We start from the raw sequence: 20,782 nt of genomic DNA, 5'->3' as shown, positions 1-20,782 counted from the left end.
TTAGCAATCCTTTTTTTATCACAATTATTTCCGTTTTTCCTGCACTATTTCCGGGGAAATAAAACTTCCCCCGGTTTTTTTGTCAATGGTTGTAACGATATACATATTGATACCGTCTCACAAAAAAGGGGAATTATGTCAGTCTGTCTTTTGTTGCTCTTTTTTTTCAATAAAATTTCATTTACGAATAGGTGTGTTTTATGTAAAATAATTGAGAATGAAAGGCACGAAAACTGAAAACAAGGAGAATTTATGTTATGGGTAATGAAGTGCCTAATACTAGGCTGCGGCGTCGAAAAAGAAGGAAAAGACGCATTATAAAAACATTTATGCTAATCGGCCTTCTTTCTTTTTTACTGCTGGGAGGAGCACTCGGCTATTTTGCCTGGAAGCTGAGTGATGTAGCGGCTGATACCCAGGAAACCCTTGATCGGGGTGAAAAATCAGAACGAAGAGAAGCAGCAGTTGATCCAAAGCAGGATAATATTTCTGTTCTGTTTCTAGGTGTCGATGACAGAAGCGGCGAATTGGAAGGCCGGACGGATGCTATGATTCTGGCTACGTTTAATAAAGAAGAAGAATCCGTGAAAATGACTAGTATTCCGCGCGATTCACTTGTGAATATCCCACAGCGCGGCGAAGATAAGATTACGCACGCCCATGCTTTTGGCGGAACAGATTTGGCCATTCAAACAGTTGAAGAATTATTTGATATTCCTGTCGATTATTATGTGAAATTAAATTTTGACGCCTTTATTGAAATTATAAATGCTCTAGATGGGGTAGAGGTGGACGTTCCTTTTGCATTTACAGAACAGGACAGCGAAGGGAACCATGATGCTATTGCCCTCGAAGAAGGAACGCAGATGCTTGACGGTGAAGAAGCATTAGCTTATGCAAGAATGCGAAAACAAGATCCGCGCGGAGATATTGGCCGCGGCGAGCGTCAGCAGGAAATTGTAGAAGCTCTCATTCGCCGAAGTGCCTCCATTTCATCTCTGCGGAATTATGACGATGTTCTTGCCAGTTTGGAAAGGCATATGAAAATGAATTTTTCGTTTGGAAATTTAGTTTCTTTGCATCGTTATGCTACTTCAATCGGAGACATTGAACGCCTCCAGCTGGGAGGCCAAAACCTTAACTTAGACAGCGGATATTATTATCAGTTAAATGAAGAATCCATTCAGCAAATTTCACAAGAATTAAAAGCTCATTTGGAAATCGATAAGCCCGAAGACCAGGATAATTATCAAGCACCGGAAGAAAACCAATCGGACCAGAATCAAACAAATGAATGGTAAGAACAAAAAGTCGTCCCAAGGGGCGGCTTTTTCATACGATAAAGTCTTTCCTCTAAAAACCTGAAATCAAGTAGGAGGGGTGGTTAACCCCGTCCTCTCACACCACCGTATGTACGGTTCCGTATACGGCGGTTCAATAGTTTGAGTGTGCTTTCTCGAAAAGTCGGTTTAGATTTTTTAAACCGACTTTTCGAGAATCTCATTTGAAATGGCTCTGTGTAGAAAATAACTACATGCGATACGCCAGTACCCTTTCCGTGTGTTTGCCCACTCCCAAGCCTTTAGTTTAGGAACTTTAAGTTTTATCAGACTCTTATACTTTGTCTTCACTTTCTTCCAGCGTTTCCATATGATTTGCCTTATTCTGCGTCTGATCCATTGATCTATGCGCCGAACGTTGACTTCCTTGATAATGTCACGGATGTTCCCACTTCGGTTTCGTTTGGTCCGCTGTGTTAGCTTCTTCTCAAGGTTCTTTTTGGACTTTTGATGGGGGCGAAACCCTACACCTTGCTTGGTGCTATGCAGACAGAATCCGAGAAACTTTCGTTTCGTAGGACTCCCAACCTTGCTTTTCTCCCGGTTGATTGTTAGTTTCAGCTTTTCTTCGAGAAATGTTGTAACACTCTTCATGACCCGGTTTCCTGCTTTTGCACTTTTAACATAGATGTTGCAGTCATCGGCCTATCGAACAAATTTATGTCCCCGTTCTTCCAGTTCTTCATCGAGTTGGTTTAGATAAATGTTACTTAGGATGGGAGAAAGATTACCACCTTGAGGGGTTCCGATTTCCGTGGGAAAGACCTCCCCGTTAATGGAGACCCCACTTCGTGAAAACTTTCGAATGAGGCGGAGTACTATCTTGTCTTTGATGTGTTTCTCCACGTTGTGCATCAACTTGTCGTGAGGGACAGTATCGAAATATTGCTTCATGTCGATATCAACAACCGTTCGATAGCCCTCTTCATAGTATTCTTTCGCACATGTCATTGCGTCATGAGCACTACGGTTTGGTCTGAAACCAAAGCTGCAGTCGGAAAATGTTGGATCAATAATCTTCTCTATGACTTGTAAGATCGCTTGTTGAACAAAGCGATCCAGCACGGTTGGTACTCCAAGTTTGCGTTTTGTTCCGTCTTGCTTCGGTATTTCCACACGTTTGACAGGTTGTGGCTTGTAAGAGCCCTGTTTTATTTGTTGGATAAGTTCTTTTTTTGTGTAGCGTAAGGTAACCGAAAAGGTCATCCACTTTCATCTCATCGACCCCAGCGGAGCCTTTATTGGCTTTGACTCTTCCGTATGCTAGATTGAGATTGTCCCGGCTTACGACTTTGTCGATGAGGTTAGGCACACCATCCCTTTTTTCAGTTTCACCGTGAGAAATACTACACGCTTCTACTGTACCTTCGGATTCCATCCTATTCTCTTGTAGATTTTCGTATTTCTCTCACCTCCACTGTTTCCAGGATTACTATCGTTCAGCCCTTCATCCTTTTGGATTACTATGGCTTCTGCTGACTTCTTAACATTCATCATCACTGGCATGATTGTTCCTGTGTGAAATTCCTTCCCTCTTGTCGGGAACCCTGTTAAGACCTTCCCGGGTAAGTCTAACCACTTTCCTCCCATGTAGGTGCTGGATTTACTGTAAGGGATTCGGGCAGTATTGGACTTTGTTTTGTATAGCAAACTCAACCGTCCCTATTCAGCCTTCTATCCAGTTCCTGTTCGTCACCTCAGGATTTTGCATCCGGCTTCCTTCAGATTCCACCTCACGATGGACACCGTTGCCTTCCGCTAACAGTTCCTACTGTCAAGCCTGTAGTGGACTTGCACCACCTAGCTGTTAGACATGCCGGGCGCACTATAAAAACAGCCCTCCCTCTGACAGGAAGAGCTGTTTAATTTAAGGCCGTTTTGGCGAATTAGAGAATTTATTTACAAGCTTTAACATTGGTCGATAACTGTGGCTGACAAGGCCGATTCGCTCCGCCATCAGCTCAATCCCGATCAATAGAACCATCATAAGAACAAGCGATACCCATAAGGTCGAAATCGTAAAAATAACAGCAGATATACCGAAGAATGCACTTAATGCATAAATGATCAACACCGTTTGGCGGTGAGAATATCCAAGTCGGAGCAAACAATGGTGCAAATGAGACTTATCCGGTGCAGACAAAGGCTGCTTGTTAACGACCCGGCGGATAATCGCAAAGAACGTATCCGAAATCGGGACTGCAAGAATAATGACTGGTACAACGAGAGAAAATATAGTTACATTTTTAAAACCGAGAAGGGCGATAACGGCGATCATAAAACCAAGAAACAGGGCACCGGTATCACCCATGAAAATTTTAGCCGGATTAAAGTTATGAACCAAAAACCCTAAAGTACCGCCTAAAAGGGCAATACCCATAGCAACAATAAAAATATCTCCCTGGATAATGGCAAGAACCGAAATAGTCGCAAGCACAATGGAAGATACCCCGGCTGCCAGACCATCTAACCCATCAATGAGATTAATCGCATTGGTAATGCCAATAATCCATAATAAAGTGATCGGAATGCTGAACCATCCCAGCTCGAGTCTTCCGTCAAACGGGAGGTTAATAAATTGTATTTGCACGCCTCCTGCCACCACAATAACGGCTGCGCCAATCTGCCCAAGCAGCTTCCATTTTGCTGACAACTCGGTAAGGTCATCCAAAAACCCTGTTAAAATGATTATTGTACCTGCCACCAGAATGTATGGCATATACGCATTTTCAGGCTGCAAAATGATAAGCCCGGCCAAAAAAGCAGCATATATGGAAAGCCCTCCAATTCTGGCCATAGCACCTTTATGCACTTTTCGATGGTTTGGCTGATCTGTTGCTCCTATTTTAAAAGCCAATTTTTTTACGAGCGGTGTTAAAAATAAAGATAATAAAAAACATGTAATTAGTGCTAATGCGGTCGTCATTTTGACCCTCCTTCATTACCGTTACCCAATCTGTGATGTTTTATAATTGCTTTTTGCATTTTTATTTAAGTTTCTTTATTGCAGTTAAAATTCAGTCGATATAACAGATGTATGTCTATGAATCTAGTCTTTTTTTTCTAAATTGGTTGATTCCACCATCGAATTATATCACAAAATGTTTCAGCTCGGAGATGTTCACACAAATTTACAAAAATAATTACCAATAATTCACTCTGATTCGTTAGACGATACCATGATAATAAAGGTCGCAAAAAAGCTCTATATTTTTTAAGAAAATTTTCCCATGTTATTCCATTATTTAAACGCAAAGGTATCTTTTATACAACTAATAGAGGTGGTATAATGCACTAGAAATAACATCTATTAATCTTTCACATTCCCTTTCAAGTTGTAAGAACAAACACTACATTTCTTCATAAAAGGAGGTCCAAGTGATTATGAAAAAGTGGTTTATTGCCGGAGCCGCGAGCTCCATTCTTGCTCTTGCCATCGTTGTAAAAACGCCCGCTATCGCTCAATCGGAACCCGTTCTTGCCAGTGTGGACTGGGTTATTTCTCAAATTGAACCGTTAGAAGAGCGAATTGAAGGTCTTGAAGACCGTATTAAGGAACTCGAAGGTGAAGTCGAGGACCTTAAAGAAGAACAAAGTAATTAAAGCTTCAATCCTATACATAGAAGAAAGGATTAATTATTATGTAAAAAAAAATAATTGGGGCTCTTCTTTCTGTTCCTCTGCTTGCTTGGAGTGCTGATGGGGCGGACGGTGCCGAACCAGAAGATTTATATGATGAGCCCATGACCATCAAACTCGTCCCCTCCTCTAATTTTGATGTTAATGTTTACGGTTCTTATGAATTAATTGATTTAGAAAATGGTGAGACAGTAGACATGGATAATGACTTACAATTTCGATATGGGGAAGATGAAGTCACTGTCAGAGAATCGGATGAAAAGAGTGAAACATCTTCTGAAGGGTTTGTTCTGCAAGAAGATGGACCTTCCAGCGATAACTATGTGGTGATCTCTTCAGTGCTGCGGGCAGGTACTTCTTTTCAGAAGACGAATTACCGGGGATCTTTTGTAATTGAACCAGAAGAAAAAAGAAACCCAAGCGGAGCAGATGACACAGAAGAGCAAGATAAAGATAATGAAGATGAAGAAAATACAGTTAACCGTCTGCAGCTTTACAATGTGCTGGATATGGAGGATTACCTAAAGGGAGTGGTGCCCCGGGAAATGTCAGCATCCTGGCCGGCAGAAGCTTTGAAAGCACAAGCTGTAGCAGCTCGAAACTACGCAAAAGTGAATATGGATACGAATGATTTTCTTTATGATACAACCACTCATCAGATCTATCATGGTCGTTCCGGAGAAGACAGCCGCAGTAACGAAGCGATTCGGAATACCGAAGGACTGTATGCTGTACATAACGGATCTTTGATTTATGCCTATTTCCACGCAAGCTCTGGCGGTTACACGGACAATAGTGAAAACGTGTGGAACAGTCAAGTGCCATATATTCAAGCAGTTAAAGATCCTTATGACATACACAGTGCAAATTCCCATACAAGCTGGACGGTCGACTTATCAAGAGAAGATGCCGACAATGCGATCTTCCCAGGCAGTGATTGGGAACTTACCGGTTTGGAAGTTGTGGAAAAAAGTAATGCCGGACGAGCTCAAAAAATGGAAGCAAAGGGAATTAATGCTAATACAGGAGAAGAACAGGTCAAAACCTTGCCAGAAGGATCGTCTCCTGATTCGCTGCGCTGGTCACTTGGCACCACGCTGAAAAGTACCATGTTTGACCTGGAAGAAGAAAGCAGTTCTGTAAAAGTAAAAACAGCAGATGGATCCGAAGAATCATATGACAGCGCGCTAGGCATGACAATACGCCATAGTGACGGATCTGATGAAGTCGTTTCTTATGAGAATTTAGCTGTACGAACATCAAGCGGTGTGGAATATGTAGGAACTACCGCCTCTTCTTTTATTATTGATGGAAAAGGACACGGGCATGGACTCGGCATGAGTCAATGGGGAGCTTATAAGATGGCGCAGGATGGTCACACCTTTCGAGAAATTTTAAAACACTATTATACTGGTATTGATATTGTAGAAAGATAGTTTCATAGATGAAGAGCGGTTCGCAGCAATGATTCGGACCGCTCTTTTTTTAGGGTGGTTTCGCTTTTAGGTATGGGAGCTGAGATTTGCGTTTTATGTATAAATTTTGGGGGATAAATGCAGCACTTTCTGCTATTTATGCACAACTTTTTATCTTTTATGAACAAAATACTATTGGGAGGGGGCTGCCAATTTCTATTGGGACCTGCTCTCTCACATTTAGCAGGCTGCAGTGACGACTTTGGACCTGCTTTGAATTGCTTTTCCTGACTAATGCACAGCTTTGCTCCTTTTTTGAACAACTTCTCCTGTTTTATGCACAATTCCCCGCTGTTTATCAACTACTTCCCTACTTTTATGCACAACTTTCTCCTTTTTATGAACAATTTACCGTTTCGAGGTACTTCACCTATATTGGGGTCTGGCCCCACATATTTGATCAGACTGCAGGGAGTATGTGTTAGCAACTGCTTTGCTTCTTTTGTGAACCGCTTGTCCTGATTTATGCAACTCCCTGCCTCTTTTGATCAACTTTCCACCTTTTATGCACAATCCCACACCCCAACTGCGGCAATCGAAAAGAACCGCCCTATCTCGATGGCGGTTCTGTAGACGTTCTTTATTCTTTAAAGTAATCTTCCATTGTTCTTGCCATGAACAACGAGAACTGGGCGCGTGTGGTCGTTTCATTCGGGCGGAAGGCTTCCCCGGCTTCGGACGTGATCTGTTGGTCAGCAATAATGTTGATTTCTTTGAAGTTTGGATAGTTTTCATCAATATCTGTGAAACTATGTACAGCCCCAGTGTCCGGCAAATCATAGGCGCTTACTAGCAGTGCTGCCATCTGCGAACGTTTCAGTCCTTCACCTGACATCATTTGGCCGTCCTTTCCTGTCATAATGCCATGGTATTCTAAGGATGCCAGCTGGTCATAGGCATGGTTTTCTTTGCTTACATCTTCTGCTTGAATCTCGTAATCTTCCGGGGCATCCAGGTCAAGAGCTGATGTCAGCATTTTAGCGGTTTGAGCGCGTGTGATGGTTTCCGATGGGCGGAAGTTTCCGTCACTGAAACCGCTGATGATTCCCTCTGACGCTAAGTACTGAATTTCTTCGAAAGCATGAAAGTCCTGGGCGACATCTGGAAAAATTGGATCATCACTGAATGATGGTTCCCCTCCGAGAGAATTGATTTCTTTTTCGAGATCATCCATTCGTTTTTCTGTGCCATCAATACTTTCTTCAGCTTCGGCTACTTGTTCTTCTGTCCATTCCGCACTTGCAGCTTCCTCTGACTGATCTGCTTCGGCTTGTGAACATCCTGTGAGTACCACTATTCCAAGTATACTTCCCCCAAGGAACAGGCTTTTCATATGAATCTTCATGTCCCCATCCCCTTTCACATACTAAAATCTACTTGCGGCCAATGCCGTGATAAATAATTCCTTCTGCTTTTAAGCTTTCTTTATCGAGGGCATTGCGGCCATCCACCACAACTGGCTGTTTTAATGAATTCTTCCATTGTCCTGGAGTTATGGCTTTACATTCGTCCCATTCTGTTACTAAAAAGGCTGCGTCTGCTCCGTCAATTGCAGCAAGTGCACTCTCAGCATATTCCACCTCGTCCGGCAGCATTTGCTCAGCATTTTCTTTCGCTATTGGATCAAAGGCGCGAATGGAGGCCCCTCGTTCCATTAATTCTTGTATAATTTTTAGAGAAGGAGCTTCCCGCATGTCATCTGTATTTGGTTTAAACGCCAGGCCTAAAATGGCAATCGTTCTGCCGCTGATATCTCCATCAAAGATGCGGTCGAGGTGTTCTACCATTTTGCGGCTTTGGATTTCATTCACGTCATTTACGGCCTGCAGAATATTGGGGTGGTACCCTTTATCTTCGGCTAAATATTTCAATGCTTTTACATCTTTAGGAAAACAAGAACCGCCATAACCGATACCGGCATGTAAAAATTTCGGTCCGATACGGTGGTCGAGTCCCATGCCTTTGGCGACAGCATGAACATCGGCATCATAGAGATCACAAATGTTAGCTATTTCATTTATGAATGATATTTTTGTCGCCAGGAAGGCGTTAGAAGCATATTTGATCATTTCTGAACTGCGTGGATCTGTAATAACAATGTTGTCTGTGAGCGGAAGATGCAGTTCTTTTAACATGCTTGCTGCTTTTTCGGAAGATGTGCCAATCACTACACGATCTGGATGAAAGGTGTCATTGACTGCAGAACCTTCACGTAAAAACTCTGGGACGGAGCTAACATCAATATTAGCTTCCGGCTTTCTTTTCCGTACAATTCCTTCTACTGCCTCTCCTGTTCCAACCGGTACGGTGGATTTATTAACGATCACTTTAAATGTGTCATCCAACGCTTCTCCGATTTCTTCTGCAACCGCGTAAACAAAAGAGAGGTTTGCCGCTCCTGTTTCTGTTTCAGGCGTTCCAACGGCAATCAGCACAACCTCTGCTTCCTTTACCGCCTCTTTCAAGTCAGTTGTAAATGCCAACCGGCCGGCCTCTTTATTTTTTCGTACCAATTCTTCTAAGCCCGGTTCGTAAATTGGAATTTCATTTCGGTTCAACTGTTCGACTTTATCTTTAAGCTTGTCTACACATATGACATCGTTGCCGAGCTCTGCAAAACACGTACCTGATACAAGACCAACATAACCGGTCCCTACAACGGCTAACTTCATTTCTTCACAACCCTCTCTTTGACTTTTTCCACTATATCTTCTATTTCTTGAAATCTAAGTAATTTCATTAAAATGATTAATATGATTGCTGCTGCAGCAGCTCCTGTTATTACTGAAAAATAAGAGCCTCCAGCTGTCATTATCGACTTCCAGCCAAATAGTGCTGCTCCAAACAATACAAGGAGAGTTAATAGTTTCACTACGTCTTTTCCCCATTTTACATCAGACGTCTTCTGCAATTTTAACATAAATTGGGTGCCTATAAGGAGGAAAACAAAGTTGCATATGGAAGCAATCGATGTACCCCATGCTACACCTGCCGCACCGTAAGAATCAATCAACAGAAAGATGATAGCGACATTGATGCCTAACACGGACAGCATGCTTACCGCTACAGGAAAAATGGAATGCTCGTAAGCATAAAAAAACCGCGTCACATATAAATTCGCTGAGTGAAAAAACATGCCGATGACGAGTATTTGCAAAAGCGGCGCTGCCATATTTGTGGATTGCTCGGTAAAGTTTCCGTATTGAAAAATCACGCGGATAATGTCTTCTGCATACAAAATAACAAATATAGCAACAGGTAAAATAGAAAGCCCCATCATTCTTAAACCTTTAAAATAAAGCGTGCTGATGCCAGCTTCTTCGTTGGCTGCTACCTTTTTAGAAAGCAGCGGATAAATAACGGTAGTAACCGCCATCATTAATACACTTTGCGGAAGCTGTACAATTTTTGATGTATAGTTTAAAGCAGCAATATAGCCGTCCTCAAGCCATGAAGCGAACATGCGGTGAATAAGAAAATACAGTTGCAAGGTCGCCCCGCCAAGTAGAATCGGCACAGCCATTTTCATTGTCCGCCACGTTTCCGGGCTTCGATCAAGACGAAACCGGAATGTGAAAAATTTTTCCCTCCGGATTAAATAAATGAGAAACACACACATAAGCGCTGCACTGATTAAAGCTCCCCATGCATGCGCAAAGGCGCCAATCCATGGATAAAAAACAACTGCAATTCCAAGAAAAGACCCGTTTAATAGCAGTGTTCCTGCTGCTGCCCACGAAAAGCGGTTATTTACATTCAAGATACCTGTAAACCACATCGAAATAATTAAAAAGAAAGTGGCAGGTGCCATAACACGGAATAAATCGTTCGTTAATTGAAATTCTTCTGTACCCATTCCAGAAAACAGCAGAGAAATGACCTGCTCGGAGAAAAGGACAAGCCCTCCGCTGAAAAGAACCAAAGCAAGAGAAAGCCAGCCGAATACCCGCTCAAGATACTGCTTTTGGCCAAGCGTATCATCAATTTTTGTATAAACCGAAATAAAAGCGGTCGTTACGGCTCCGCCGACTACCACGTAAAAAAAATTCGGCAGCGTATAGGCCGTCACCACACTGTCAGCAGCATAGCTCGTTCCAAACTGGTAGCCGATAACGACTTCACGGAAAAATCCGATCAGCCGCGACAGAAGGTTAATTACAGCAACAGCTCCGATTATTTGCAGTAATTTTTTGCCTTTCATTACAAACACGTTCCTTTCGGAGAACAAGTCCCCTGCAGACAAACTTTACACTTTGTCGATAAAGTCTTCCAACATACGGAGTATTTTTTCTTTTCCACTTTTAAACAGTACGGCTTCAAAGGTTTCCGCTTGTTTCAATGCCTCTTTTAACTCTGACGGTCCTTCAGTGCCTATAATATGGCCTGCTGAATCAAACTGTTCTACAATTTCAAGCTGGTGGTCGTCATTATGTTCACCATGCTCCGCAAGTCTAGGCACCGCTATTACCGGCTTTCCTTTTTTTACACCTGTGATAATCGAACCCGTACCGCCGTGGGCAATAACGATCCGTGCTTCATCAAAGGTTTGATCCATTTCTTCAAAGCTCATAAACGGCACGAGTTTCAACCGGTCTGATTCATATTTGGTATGACCACTTTGAACGAGGACTTCTTCTGTAATCTCTTCTTCTTTCACAAGCTGTTCAATTTCGTCCAATAAGCGCGTGAAAGGAAGTTCGTGTGTTCCTAATACAACAAAGATCAATAGATCGACCCCCCATGTACTGCTTTCGGGTAATGTTTCAGCATCGTTTCCCATTGCACGATAAACAGGTCTGCAATCGGATAGACAAGGCGTCCAGAGAGGGTCGGCGAAGACGTTTTCGCAAAGCTTTCAATAAAAACGACTTTTTTGCGGAACAGCTTCGCAATATAACACATTGGCACGGAGGTATGCACACCGGTTGTAACTACTACGTCAGGACGCTCTTTCAGAAAAATTCCTAGTGATTTTAAACAGTTAAATGAAAATTTAAAGAGATAACTGATCGGATAATTTCGGGCTCCATAGACGAGAAAAGACATCGGATGATCCTTTTTCATGGCAGCCGTTACCTCTGTTTTTTCTGTCACTAAATAGTAATCGTATTTCTCAAACAGAGGTTTCAGCTGCATTAACTGGGTTAAATGCCCGCCGACTGATGAAATAAACAACACTTTTTTACGTTTTTTGCTCATTTTTTTCACCCTGCCTCTGTTGTGCTTCTTGGTAGATGTTGATCACTTTTGCTGTAATTTGTTCGGCATCATTTGCTTCAGCTTGCTGTTTGCCATTTTCCACCAGCTGTTTTTTATAGCTTTCTTCTTCCAGAACCTGCTGCATTTTTTCTGCTAGAGAAGCTGGGTTTTGGGGCTCTGCAATAGCTCCAGCATCATCAGCTAGCAAATGTGTTAAGCCGCCTGTATCTGTTCCGACTACCGGTGTTTCGCAGGCCATTGCTTCCACTGCTACCAACCCGAAGCCTTCCGTATGAGAAGGCAGCACAAATACATCGGCTGCACTCATCCAGTCCGCTACTTCGGTTTGTGATTTAGGTCCATGGAAATTGACGTGTTCCGTTAAGTTTAATTCTCCAATCCGCTGTTTCAGTTTTTCAAAGTATTCTTCCTGTTTTGGCTGCCCGACTACATGCAGCACGGCTTCCGGCACGTTCTCCCGCAAAGAAGCAGCAGCTTCAATTAAATCGCCGATCCCTTTTTCTTCAATAATATTACCAACATACAGAAGGTGTTTTTTATCCTGGGAAAGCTTCAGAAGCTTCTGTATTTCTTCCTTCGGCCGGGGATAAAACACTGCGCGATCCACTCCCATACTAAAAACCGACACTCTGTCCTTTGGGACGTTAAAATCGTGGATTACCTGTTGTTCTAAATCCCGCCCTACTACAATCACGTGAGCAGCATCGTGAAGAATGCGCTCTGTCTGTTTTCGGAAAAACGCACCCTTTCTGGCCATCTTATTTAAATCGCCGCCATGGCAGGTGACAACATAAGGGGTGCCGTAACGACGGCGGAACCAGCGTGCCAGCAAGCCGGATGGAAAAGCATAATGAGCATGAACGACATCATATGCTTTTCCGCCAAAAGCAAGCCGGCGCGCTGTCCCTAACAACCATGCGCTGTATTTTTTCAACACATTCTTCTTCCCCATTTTTGGGTTATTTATGGCTGCTACACCCACTTGATTCCCTTGTTTCGATAACGCTTTTACTTGATTTTTGACAAAGATGCCAAAGGTCGGAGCCTCATGTGAAGGATACATATTGCTAATCACTAGAATCCGCATCGTTTATTCCCCCGTGTTTTCTCGTTTGAACCAATTCACTGCAATACCGAGGAAAAGCCAGAAAAATAAAGCGATCTGGTGATTTTCCCAGGCTGTTGATAACAGCCCCATGAAAAACCAGGCAACAGTAAACGTAATAATGAAAAGACCAAGCCACCGTTGTTTTAAGTCAGCGGAAAGTGCCATTTTTCCACTTATTTTCAAAATCACAAAAGCAATGAGGGCTAGTAAAATAACCCCGATTACGCCATACTCCACCAGGACATAGAGAGCGTTGTTATCCACAGTCGTCATCGTTGTCGGAAGGTCTTCGTGCATAAACTGATGAAATTTCGAATTAAAAAAGAAAGCAGCGTTACTCCCAAACATACCCGGTCCAACGCCAAAAAAAGGGCTGAAGGTAAATACAAGCAGTCCGCTTAATATAATTAAATAACGGTAGTTTTTAGATAAATCAAGCGTATATAGGTTTCGCTGCGCAAAGCCTTCAAAAAAGGTAAGCGCAAGTCCATATCCTGCGACAAAAACGACCAGCAGCCCAATCGATGTAAAGAGCATAATACGGAATGCTTTGTTTTTTCTAAAAATCAATCCAATCAACCCGAAGCAGGCAATGAGTGCAAGAAAGGCCTGTCGGGAGAATGTTAAACCAACGCCCGCTAATAAAACGAGGCCGATTAATCCATATATTATTAATTGTTTTTTACTAATCTGCTGGCGGAACACAAAAACATACATCGCCAGCAAAAGTAAAATCGCTACTAAATAGCCGCCGAGTGTATTACTAGAATCCATTAATCCAAATGCTCTTATTTCTTCCCCGATCGAAATGCTGCGGCGCTCTTCTGTATTTCGAAGCGGGAGCGGAACTCTGAGAATAACCTGGAAAATTCCAATTACAGCCTGCATCACACCAAGCCCAAGAATGATATGAAACAGCCGTTTCACCCACCGTTCGGGAATGTCGAGGGCGAGCAAAATAAAAAACAGCACTAAAAATTGAAATAAAGCACGTACTCCAAATACCCCTTGTGCAAATGGAACATTATTAACAAATAAACTAAATAAAACGAAGCCAAAAAAGATCAGCAGGCTTTTATTTAATGGATTTTTAAATCGTTCTTTAAGATGTTTTCTCCCTATTTTGGGATGAAATAGGACAACCGCAGTCATAACCATCAAAAGCCCTTCACTTGCATATCCTAATAAGCTTGGTATGATAGGAAGCCAATTATTCCAAATACGGGTGAAAAGTAATTCAAATGAAGTCCATACAACTAATAAAACGGTTGCCATTAAGAGAAAATGATTAGCTCTCTCTTTTGGCAGATACCGATTAAACATAACTCTGTCACACCATTCATTTCTAATTTTTAAGTTCGAGCAGTTTCATGCCTTCTGCTGCTTTTTGTTTCAGGTTGCGCGATATATCAGTTGTGTTTTCCTGTAATTGCTGCCAGTTGGTATCAGCCTTTTCAAAGGCTTGAACGATGCCGTTTTCTTTATCCTGGAGCTTGTCTATCGGCACTGAATATTTGTCTTTTTTTATTTCACTCATGAAATCCTTCACTTTTTTGTGATATTCCACACCAATTATCGGAGTTTCGGCATTCACGGATAAAATAAGCGAGTGTAAGCGCGTCCCGATAACTAAATCCTGTGATGAAGCTATGTTTACAATCTCCTCTGGCGGCAGATTGTCTTCTATGATGTTGATATGTTCTTGCTGGTTCATTTTCGCCGCAATATCTTTTGTAACCTGAACGTCTTCAGGATATTTTGTTGAAAAAAAAGTCACTTCTATGCCTTTTTCTGGGATAAGCTGATCAAGTGATGCAGCCATGCCGGTGAGATAGGCTTCATATTTATCGGGATCAGGCGTCGGCCAGTACTGCTGGCTGAAATAAGGTACGGCCGTTATCCCTACCTTTTGAATACGGTCTGAGCGTTGACGAGGCTCTTTTACAGGCACAGAAAAAGCAGGGTCATAAATAACATCCACATTCTTTTGGACGCCAATCTCTCGTAATAGTTGCTTTGATTTTTCATCACGTACTGCGACGGAAGAAGACGCTTGCAGCAGTTTTTTTATAAAAAATCTGCCTGGCTTTGTCGTGATCGGCCCTGCTCCTACTCCATGGACAGCAACACGGCAGCCGCTGAATTTTCCCGTTAAGCCAAGTACGCTGTATAAAGGAGCGTCCCGTTTATACATATCCATCAGTAAACCGCCTCCCCCAATAATAAGGAGGTCAAGCTGTTTCATCACTTTTCGGCTTTCTTTTATCGTTTTCAGCCCTGATTTAACCACACTTCCTTCCTTATAAAGAAGCGGGAAAGAGGCTACCCCGTGTCTTTCTTTTGTGTTCGACGGGTTGTTGCTAAAAACAACAATATTTTCTTTTTGGACGTGGCCGGCAGTCGTTAATTGATGAAGCAGCCCAGACAGAATCGCTTCATCTCCATTGTTGTTATGGCCGTAATTCCCTATAATTCCAACTTTCATATGTATACGTACCTAACCTTTTCTCTGAAATTTATTGAACGTGCAAGTATTACTTCAGCTAAACTCTTATGTGTCAATGCAAGACAATGCTGCGTGCCTATGGCATAAGACACGCAGCATACGCATATTACCATATCTTCTATTATACACCCGTTCGGCCGGCTCGCCTAGTTTCGATTTCATGTCAAAGATAATTGTTGAAAATTGACGAGATCTTCATGCTGAAATTTGTGAGAATAATTTTAGGTTGGGCTAGCTTTATGTGGAATGGGTTCAATTTTTGTGGTGTATGTTTTTCGGTATTTATTTGCAGGATATGAACCACTTTCTCAGGTTTATGTACACTTTCTGAGATATGGTCTGCTTTCTCGTATTTATGAACACTACTGGATAACCTCCACTTACCTCCACTTCCCTCGCTGTCTAAAACAACAAAAAACCGTTCCAGAGTGAAGGAACGGTTTCTTGTTTATCTTGGTGTGAAAAAATTCTGTGTGTAATACGGCTGCTTCCGCGATTCATTAAATGCGACACCGACACCTAAACGCTTATAGTTGCCCAGTAAAGAATCACGGTGGCTTTTGGAATTCATCCAGCCTTCGTGAGCGAAAATAGGGCTGACTTGACCGTAAGCAATATTTTCGGCAGCATTATAGAATTTAATCCCGTCTTTTCTCATCCGGTCGAACGGATTTTCACCATCCAGATTGGTATGGTCAAAGAACTGATTCCTTACCATGTCCGCACTGTGAGCCCGTGCTGTTCCAGATGCCATGTCATCCCATTCTAAGATACTGCGGCCGTATCGTTTTCTCTGAGCGTTAGCTATGTGAAACACCTGGTGTTCATAGCTTTCTTTTAAACTCTTTGTCGGTTCTGCGTAATATTGATTGAAGTTCTCTTCTACCTCACTGTCCACAAGCAGTACAGCAGTTATGCGGTTGTCACGATGCTTGTCATAGAAAAATGTAGTATATCGACCATTTTCTTTATAGGTCCCTGATTCTTCTGTCTCCAAGCTGAAGTTAGAACCGCCCTTTTGAATGTATTGAAGAGGATCTCCATATCCGTCGATAACATCACTGTTACTGTCATCTAATTGAAGACCACTTTCATCTCTCCAAGTGTCCTGGTTTGAATAAACGGCGACCACTTCTCCATTTTCTACGCCATACTGCACGTAGTTATCATAGTCATCGTGGTAAAGGCGCCATTCAAATCCATACCGGCTTTTCTCGGTTTCTTCCGGCTCTCCCAGCGTGCTTGCCAGTTTATCTGCTGAATCTCCAATTGTAACACCGCGGAAATGCCAGGCTTCTTCTTCACTATCCACACCAGACGGCGGAAGGTTTACTTCCTCTACGCGGTATTCTTCTTCCATCGCCCGGGCAAGAAATACAGAAAATTGAGCTCTTGTTGTATTCTCTCCTGGACCGAAGCTGCCATCAGAAAGACCGCTCGTAATTCTATTTGCTGCTAACCTCTGAATCGATGAAAACGCCCAGTAATCCTCTGACACATCAGAAAAAGAAATATCCTCTTTTTCATTTAAATCAAATGCCTGGGAAAGAACGACGGCCATTTGCGCTCGGCTTAACGTTTCATTTGGACGAAAGTTCCCATCACTTCCATTCATGATCCCTTCCTCAGCTACTGCAGCTATGTAAGGATAAGCTGCATGGCTTTCGTCAACATCGTTAAATTCCTGGTCAGATTGGCTGTCTGCATCTAAATCCAGTGCATTGGAAATCATTTTCGCTGTTTGGGCGCGGCTTACGTTTGCTTTTGGCCGAAAGGTATTATCCTTATACCCTGCTGCAACTCCTTGATCCGCAATAAATTGAATTTCTTCAGCTGCCCAAAAAGAACTTTCCAAATCCTTAAAAGAGGTCTTTGCTTCAAGTGATAATGGCAAAGCAATGATGAATAAAAGCAGAAAAAAAGGTAGAGCTGATTTTTTCAATATTATTCGCCCCCTGTCTAAGTCTCTAGAAGAAAAACCTAGCATTCTATTCCTTTTTTCACCTGAAATAAAACAGCATCTTTTAACATTTTACCATTTCTTTTTAAAAAAAGAGAAGATAATTGAAAAAACACCATAAATAAGAAAAAAATCCCACCTGAAGGTTTAACACACCCTTCAAGCGGGAAGTAGTTTCATAGATTATTACTCATAATAATCTTTAATACCATTGTACACTGCTTTTGCTGCTTTATCATTGTAACCGGCCTTTTTCATACGATTCGCATCTTTAGAGTTTGTAAGAAAACCTAATTCAATCAACGTGCTCGGCATCGTTGTATTTTTAATTACATAAAATCCAGCGTTTGCTACACGGCGGTAGTTCATGCCTGTATCACTGACAAGGCGGTCCTGAATAGCTTCCGCTAACTCGCGGCTTTCTTGTGCCTTGTGAGTAGTGCTGTAAAAAGTCTCTGCACCTTCTGCGGCAGGTGTCGCTGCATTAGCATGAATACTGACAAAGGAATCAGCGTTAGCTCGTTCAGCAATGCTTACTCTTCCGCTAAGAGTGATGAATGTGTCATTAGTTCGTGTCATCACAACATCAACGCCGTCTTCTTTTAACAGCTTTTCTACGCGAAGTGCAACAGATAGAACGACATTTTTCTCAACTAAGCCGTTTGCTTGTGCTCCCGGGTCGCTGCCGCCGTGCCCAGCATCAATAACAATTGTTTTTCCGCTGAGCGAACCGCCGACTGGTCCCAAATATCCGCTGTGAGTATAAGCCCAATCACCATTGTACTTAATGAGCAACCAGCTTCCGTTTGTTTCTTCATAAATATCTACAACATCACCTTTACTTAAGCTGCCGATGCTGTCGTAGCTTGCACTTGGCCCGGAACGAACCATTAAAGTAGAAGCAGTCACTTGCCCCTGATCGATAGGATCTGCCGGGTTGCTTCGATTATCAGATCCTACTCCATCTGCTTCGTCTATGTAAGATTGATACACATACCCTTTTTTATCGTTCACAAAAATTTCAAGCCAGTTGCCTTCAATACCATAGACGTCTATATTCGTACCATCTCTTAATGTATGGATAACGCTGTGATCCATTCCCGGTCCTTTTCTGACGTTTAACGGAGTGCTTGCATTAACAACTCCTTCAAAAAGGATGTCCTCGTCAGAAGGTGACTCGTCCGACCCCACATCTTCTTCTATTTCTTCCTCGTTATCGTTATTAAGACGAAGATCTTCATTCATTGCTCTAGCTAAAAATACGGCAAACTCAGCACGAGTGGCTGATTCATTTGGTTTAAAACTGCCTTTATCTTCTATTACATCGTTGTCTACAAGACTTGCTATATATCCTTTTGCCCAAAAACTATCAGATATGTCACTGTAATTTAAACTGCTGTCGTTATGCTGCGAATCTTGTCCAAAAAAAGCACGAGCCACAACGGCTGCGACCTGAGCTTTTTCAATGCTGTCGTTTGGATTGAACTTCCCATTATTCCCCTGGAAAATCCCCATTTCTACAGCCCGCTCAATGCGGGAGTAAGCCCAAAACTCAGTGTTTACATCCGAAAACGATGGTGCAGAACGGTCCAGCCCGCTTTCGTTAAGAGCATTAGTCATCATAACAGATGCTTGTGCCCGCGTAAGCGGCTCTGTTGTTCTAAACCTTCCCGTGTCATCCCCCGTGGCAACTCCTTCATCTGCCAGGTACATAATTTCATCCAACGCCCAATGATCACTGCCTACATCAGAATACCTGTCACTTGCTTTCGCTTTTTCTAAACCGAGCGATGGAAAAATAGAAAGCAGAAGAGACAGGGCCAGCAGCACATATGAAATTTTCTTTAACAAAGACCTGTTCCTCCTTCTTTGGTGTTGATCCCTTTCTCTGCTCTCTCAGGGAGCCGGCATTACGAAGGTAATAATTCAGAAACATACCTGCCGTCCTTTTATCCTATTTTCAAGAAAAGAAAAGACAGGTAAAATTCTCCATTCCTTTCCTTCTGCACATAAGAATAGCACGGAAAATGAAGATTAACTAGATTTTTTATGGGAAAATATCGAAAATAGTAAAATAATATTATTTTATATTAAAATTCGGTTACAAATATGTTCAAAACATGACATTGTTTTACTCTTCCCCCATCCTATTCTTTATCTTTCTTTTCACGGCATTTTCGTTTAAAATGAAGAAGTTACTCCTAAAGAACAGGTGATAGAATGATGAAAAAGTTTACTGTTATTGGTTTTCTTTCGTGTTTATTAATTGTTTCCGGTTGTTCGACATACGGAATGAACCGCCATTTAGCAGAAGAAGAAGCGATAGATACGGATAAATACGCTTATCAGGATGAAAATTTTACTTACAATGAAGAAACGCTGCAGGAACTCGCCGAACGTTTTCGAAATGAAGACCTTTCCACAAGCAACATTAACAGCATTATGGAAGATGAAATTAAAAGCGGGAATTTTAACGAAGTCATCATTTACTTACGAGAATTGCAGGCAGAGGAAGAAGATGAGGCTGCTCCATTTTCCCGTCGTTATATTGAAGCTCTGGAAGCACACGTACAACGGACAGCAGAGCCCTCTAAAGCTTTAGTGGAAGATGCTGTTGCCCTTATGAAACAGCAATACGAGCTGGACCCGGAAAGTGAAGAAAATACGATAGATTACGCCAAGCTTCTCATTGACTCTGAATATGACGTGGAACAAGGAGCGCAATTACTGTTCGATTTAGAAGAAAATATGGAAGAAAACGATGAGCAGCCAGGGCGTGATTTGTTATTAGCTTTAGCTCAAGCCTATTTTGCTGTTGGAGATTTTGAAAATAGTTTGGAACGCTATGATGAACTTACTGCTCTTGACACGGAAGACCCGACCCATTTTTATCGGATGAGCGAAGTTTATGCGGCCATGGATGACCGCAAAGGAGAGAAAGAAGCGCTTACCCAAGCGTTTGAACCTACTGCCGAGTTTTTGAACCGCTACGGTGATAAAAGCTATAACCTATATAAAGACTACTTAAATGCTTCTATCGAAGAATAAATCTTCAGAACAAAAGCGCAAGCGCCCTGATCATCCTCGACAGGTAAATGTTCTCCAGTCACTAAAGGCGCTCTTACTTCCACAGGATGTGCTAACTTTTGCGTTGCGAACACGATGTTCGCGATTCTAGCAAAAGTTCCTTAAACCGTCTTGGGCCTCCGAGAGGCTGGGCGCTGAAGCTAGACGCGGATCAAACAATATGGAGATAGTTATCCACAACTAGTAAAAACATAATTGCCTCACTAGCGTTGCATAAAAATTTTATACACTTGTAAACCAATACAAATATACCATTTATTGACATTTATCAGTTGTTCGGAATACTCTGATTTTTATATTCCATATTACAGAAGAAAAAAGACAATAGGGCTATAAAGGTAGTCCAACATCCATTTTTTTACAAGTGGTTATTATATTATTGGATCGTAGGTAAGATCATCCAAATGTGCAACATTCCCTGATTCATATTGTGCTAGAGTTTCTGCG

At 42.2% G+C, this 20,782-nt stretch carries 16 protein-coding genes; 4 read left to right on the top strand and 12 right to left on the bottom strand.

Annotated features, from left to right (window positions below; translation table 11 throughout):
• Positions 1-257: 257 nt before the first annotated feature.
• Positions 258-1,301: an LCP family protein gene (locus ACE1TI_RS15650; RefSeq protein WP_375008497.1), complete on the top strand. Its 1,044-nt coding sequence runs from the start codon at positions 258-260 to the stop codon at positions 1,299-1,301.
• 684 nt (positions 1,302-1,985) lie between these two features.
• Here ACE1TI_RS15650 and ACE1TI_RS21920 read toward each other — a convergent pair.
• Entirely contained in the window at positions 1,986-2,546 is a 561-nt protein-coding gene (locus ACE1TI_RS21920; protein WP_483860652.1) for a reverse transcriptase domain-containing protein, read from the bottom strand.
• Positions 2,547-3,207: 661 nt separating this feature from the next.
• On the bottom strand, positions 3,208-4,266 hold the full coding sequence (locus ACE1TI_RS15640) for a glycosyltransferase family 4 protein (RefSeq protein WP_375008496.1): 1,059 nt from the start codon (positions 4,264-4,266) through the stop codon (positions 3,208-3,210).
• Positions 4,267-4,724: 458 nt separating this feature from the next.
• Here ACE1TI_RS15640 and ACE1TI_RS15635 point away from each other — a divergent pair, with 458 nt between their 5' ends.
• Together ACE1TI_RS15635 and ACE1TI_RS15630 are read left to right on the top strand one after the other, a co-directional pair.
• Positions 4,725-4,943 (top strand): hypothetical protein, encoded by a 219-nt coding sequence (locus tag ACE1TI_RS15635; protein WP_375008495.1) that lies wholly within the window; start codon positions 4,725-4,727, stop codon positions 4,941-4,943.
• A gap of 140 nt (positions 4,944-5,083) precedes the next feature.
• Complete coding sequence (locus tag ACE1TI_RS15630; protein WP_375008494.1) at positions 5,084-6,415, top strand: SpoIID/LytB domain-containing protein; 1,332 nt, start codon at positions 5,084-5,086, stop codon at positions 6,413-6,415.
• Positions 6,416-7,034: 619 nt separating this feature from the next.
• Here the strand turns inward: ACE1TI_RS15630 and ACE1TI_RS15625 are convergent.
• The 10 genes from ACE1TI_RS15625 to ACE1TI_RS15580 form a co-directional block, all read right to left on the bottom strand.
• Positions 7,035-7,799, bottom strand: a complete 765-nt coding sequence (locus ACE1TI_RS15625; RefSeq protein WP_375008493.1) for an S-layer homology domain-containing protein — start codon at positions 7,797-7,799, stop codon at positions 7,035-7,037.
• Positions 7,800-7,827: 28 nt separating this feature from the next.
• Positions 7,828-9,126: a UDP-glucose dehydrogenase family protein gene (locus tag ACE1TI_RS15620; RefSeq protein ID WP_375008492.1), complete on the bottom strand. Its 1,299-nt coding sequence runs from the start codon at positions 9,124-9,126 to the stop codon at positions 7,828-7,830.
• Positions 9,123-10,655, bottom strand: a complete 1,533-nt coding sequence (murJ, locus tag ACE1TI_RS15615) for a murein biosynthesis integral membrane protein MurJ (protein WP_375008491.1) — start codon at positions 10,653-10,655, stop codon at positions 9,123-9,125. The genes ACE1TI_RS15620 and murJ overlap by 4 nt, the downstream gene beginning before the upstream one ends.
• 45 nt (positions 10,656-10,700) lie before the next feature.
• A complete protein-coding gene (gene pssE / locus ACE1TI_RS15610; protein ID WP_375008490.1) occupies positions 10,701-11,180 on the bottom strand; it encodes a PssE/Cps14G family polysaccharide biosynthesis glycosyltransferase in 480 nt (159 codons plus the stop codon).
• Positions 11,177-11,653, bottom strand: a complete 477-nt coding sequence (gene pssD / locus ACE1TI_RS15605) for a PssD/Cps14F family polysaccharide biosynthesis glycosyltransferase (protein ID WP_375008489.1) — start codon at positions 11,651-11,653, stop codon at positions 11,177-11,179. Before pssD ends, pssE begins: the two co-directional genes overlap by 4 nt.
• Positions 11,637-12,761, bottom strand: coding sequence for a glycosyltransferase family 4 protein (locus ACE1TI_RS15600; protein ID WP_375008488.1), 1,125 nt, complete (start codon positions 12,759-12,761; stop codon positions 11,637-11,639). Before ACE1TI_RS15600 ends, pssD begins: the two co-directional genes overlap by 17 nt.
• 3 nt (positions 12,762-12,764) lie before the next feature.
• Positions 12,765-14,105: an O-antigen ligase family protein gene (locus ACE1TI_RS15595; protein ID WP_375008487.1), complete on the bottom strand. Its 1,341-nt coding sequence runs from the start codon at positions 14,103-14,105 to the stop codon at positions 12,765-12,767.
• Positions 14,106-14,127: 22 nt separating this feature from the next.
• On the bottom strand, positions 14,128-15,267 hold the full coding sequence (locus ACE1TI_RS15590) for a polysaccharide pyruvyl transferase family protein (protein WP_375008486.1): 1,140 nt from the start codon (positions 15,265-15,267) through the stop codon (positions 14,128-14,130).
• Positions 15,268-15,736: 469 nt separating this feature from the next.
• Entirely contained in the window at positions 15,737-17,230 is a 1,494-nt protein-coding gene (locus ACE1TI_RS15585; protein ID WP_375008485.1) for an S-layer homology domain-containing protein, read from the bottom strand.
• A gap of 204 nt (positions 17,231-17,434) precedes the next feature.
• Positions 17,435-19,099, bottom strand: coding sequence for an N-acetylmuramoyl-L-alanine amidase (locus ACE1TI_RS15580; protein WP_375008484.1), 1,665 nt, complete (start codon positions 19,097-19,099; stop codon positions 17,435-17,437).
• 372 nt (positions 19,100-19,471) lie between these two features.
• Between ACE1TI_RS15580 and ACE1TI_RS15575 the strand changes: the two genes are divergently transcribed.
• Positions 19,472-20,296, top strand: coding sequence for a tetratricopeptide repeat protein (locus tag ACE1TI_RS15575; RefSeq protein WP_375008483.1), 825 nt, complete (start codon positions 19,472-19,474; stop codon positions 20,294-20,296).
• Positions 20,297-20,782 lie beyond the last annotated feature (486 nt).

Source organism: Alteribacillus sp. JSM 102045, from assembly GCF_041949975.1.
In the GTDB taxonomy this organism is placed as follows: domain Bacteria; phylum Bacillota; class Bacilli; order Bacillales; family Marinococcaceae; genus Alteribacillus.
The sequence above is the reverse complement of the archived record's forward strand: the minus strand, read 5'-3'. Positions and strand labels throughout refer to the sequence as shown.

Coding starts and splice junctions, on each gene's coding strand:
- ACE1TI_RS15625 (WP_375008493.1), bottom strand. CDS start 7,799: ATGAAGATTCATATGAAAAGCCTGTTCCTTGGGGGAAGTATACTTGGA.
- ACE1TI_RS15600 (WP_375008488.1), bottom strand. CDS start 12,761: ATGCGGATTCTAGTGATTAGCAATATGTATCCTTCACATGAGGCTCCG.
- ACE1TI_RS15640 (WP_375008496.1), bottom strand. CDS start 4,266: ATGACGACCGCATTAGCACTAATTACATGTTTTTTATTATCTTTATTT.
- ACE1TI_RS15635 (WP_375008495.1), top strand. CDS start 4,725: ATGAAAAAGTGGTTTATTGCCGGAGCCGCGAGCTCCATTCTTGCTCTT.
- ACE1TI_RS15575 (WP_375008483.1), top strand. CDS start 19,472: ATGAAAAAGTTTACTGTTATTGGTTTTCTTTCGTGTTTATTAATTGTT.
- ACE1TI_RS15650 (WP_375008497.1), top strand. CDS start 258: ATGGGTAATGAAGTGCCTAATACTAGGCTGCGGCGTCGAAAAAGAAGG.
- pssD (WP_375008489.1), bottom strand. CDS start 11,653: ATGAGCAAAAAACGTAAAAAAGTGTTGTTTATTTCATCAGTCGGCGGG.
- ACE1TI_RS15620 (WP_375008492.1), bottom strand. CDS start 9,126: ATGAAGTTAGCCGTTGTAGGGACCGGTTATGTTGGTCTTGTATCAGGT.
- ACE1TI_RS15590 (WP_375008486.1), bottom strand. CDS start 15,267: ATGAAAGTTGGAATTATAGGGAATTACGGCCATAACAACAATGGAGAT.
- murJ (WP_375008491.1), bottom strand. CDS start 10,655: ATGAAAGGCAAAAAATTACTGCAAATAATCGGAGCTGTTGCTGTAATT.
- ACE1TI_RS15595 (WP_375008487.1), bottom strand. CDS start 14,105: ATGTTTAATCGGTATCTGCCAAAAGAGAGAGCTAATCATTTTCTCTTA.
- ACE1TI_RS21920 (WP_483860652.1), bottom strand. CDS start 2,546: ATGACCTTTTCGGTTACCTTACGCTACACAAAAAAAGAACTTATCCAA.
- ACE1TI_RS15630 (WP_375008494.1), top strand. CDS start 5,084: ATGACCATCAAACTCGTCCCCTCCTCTAATTTTGATGTTAATGTTTAC.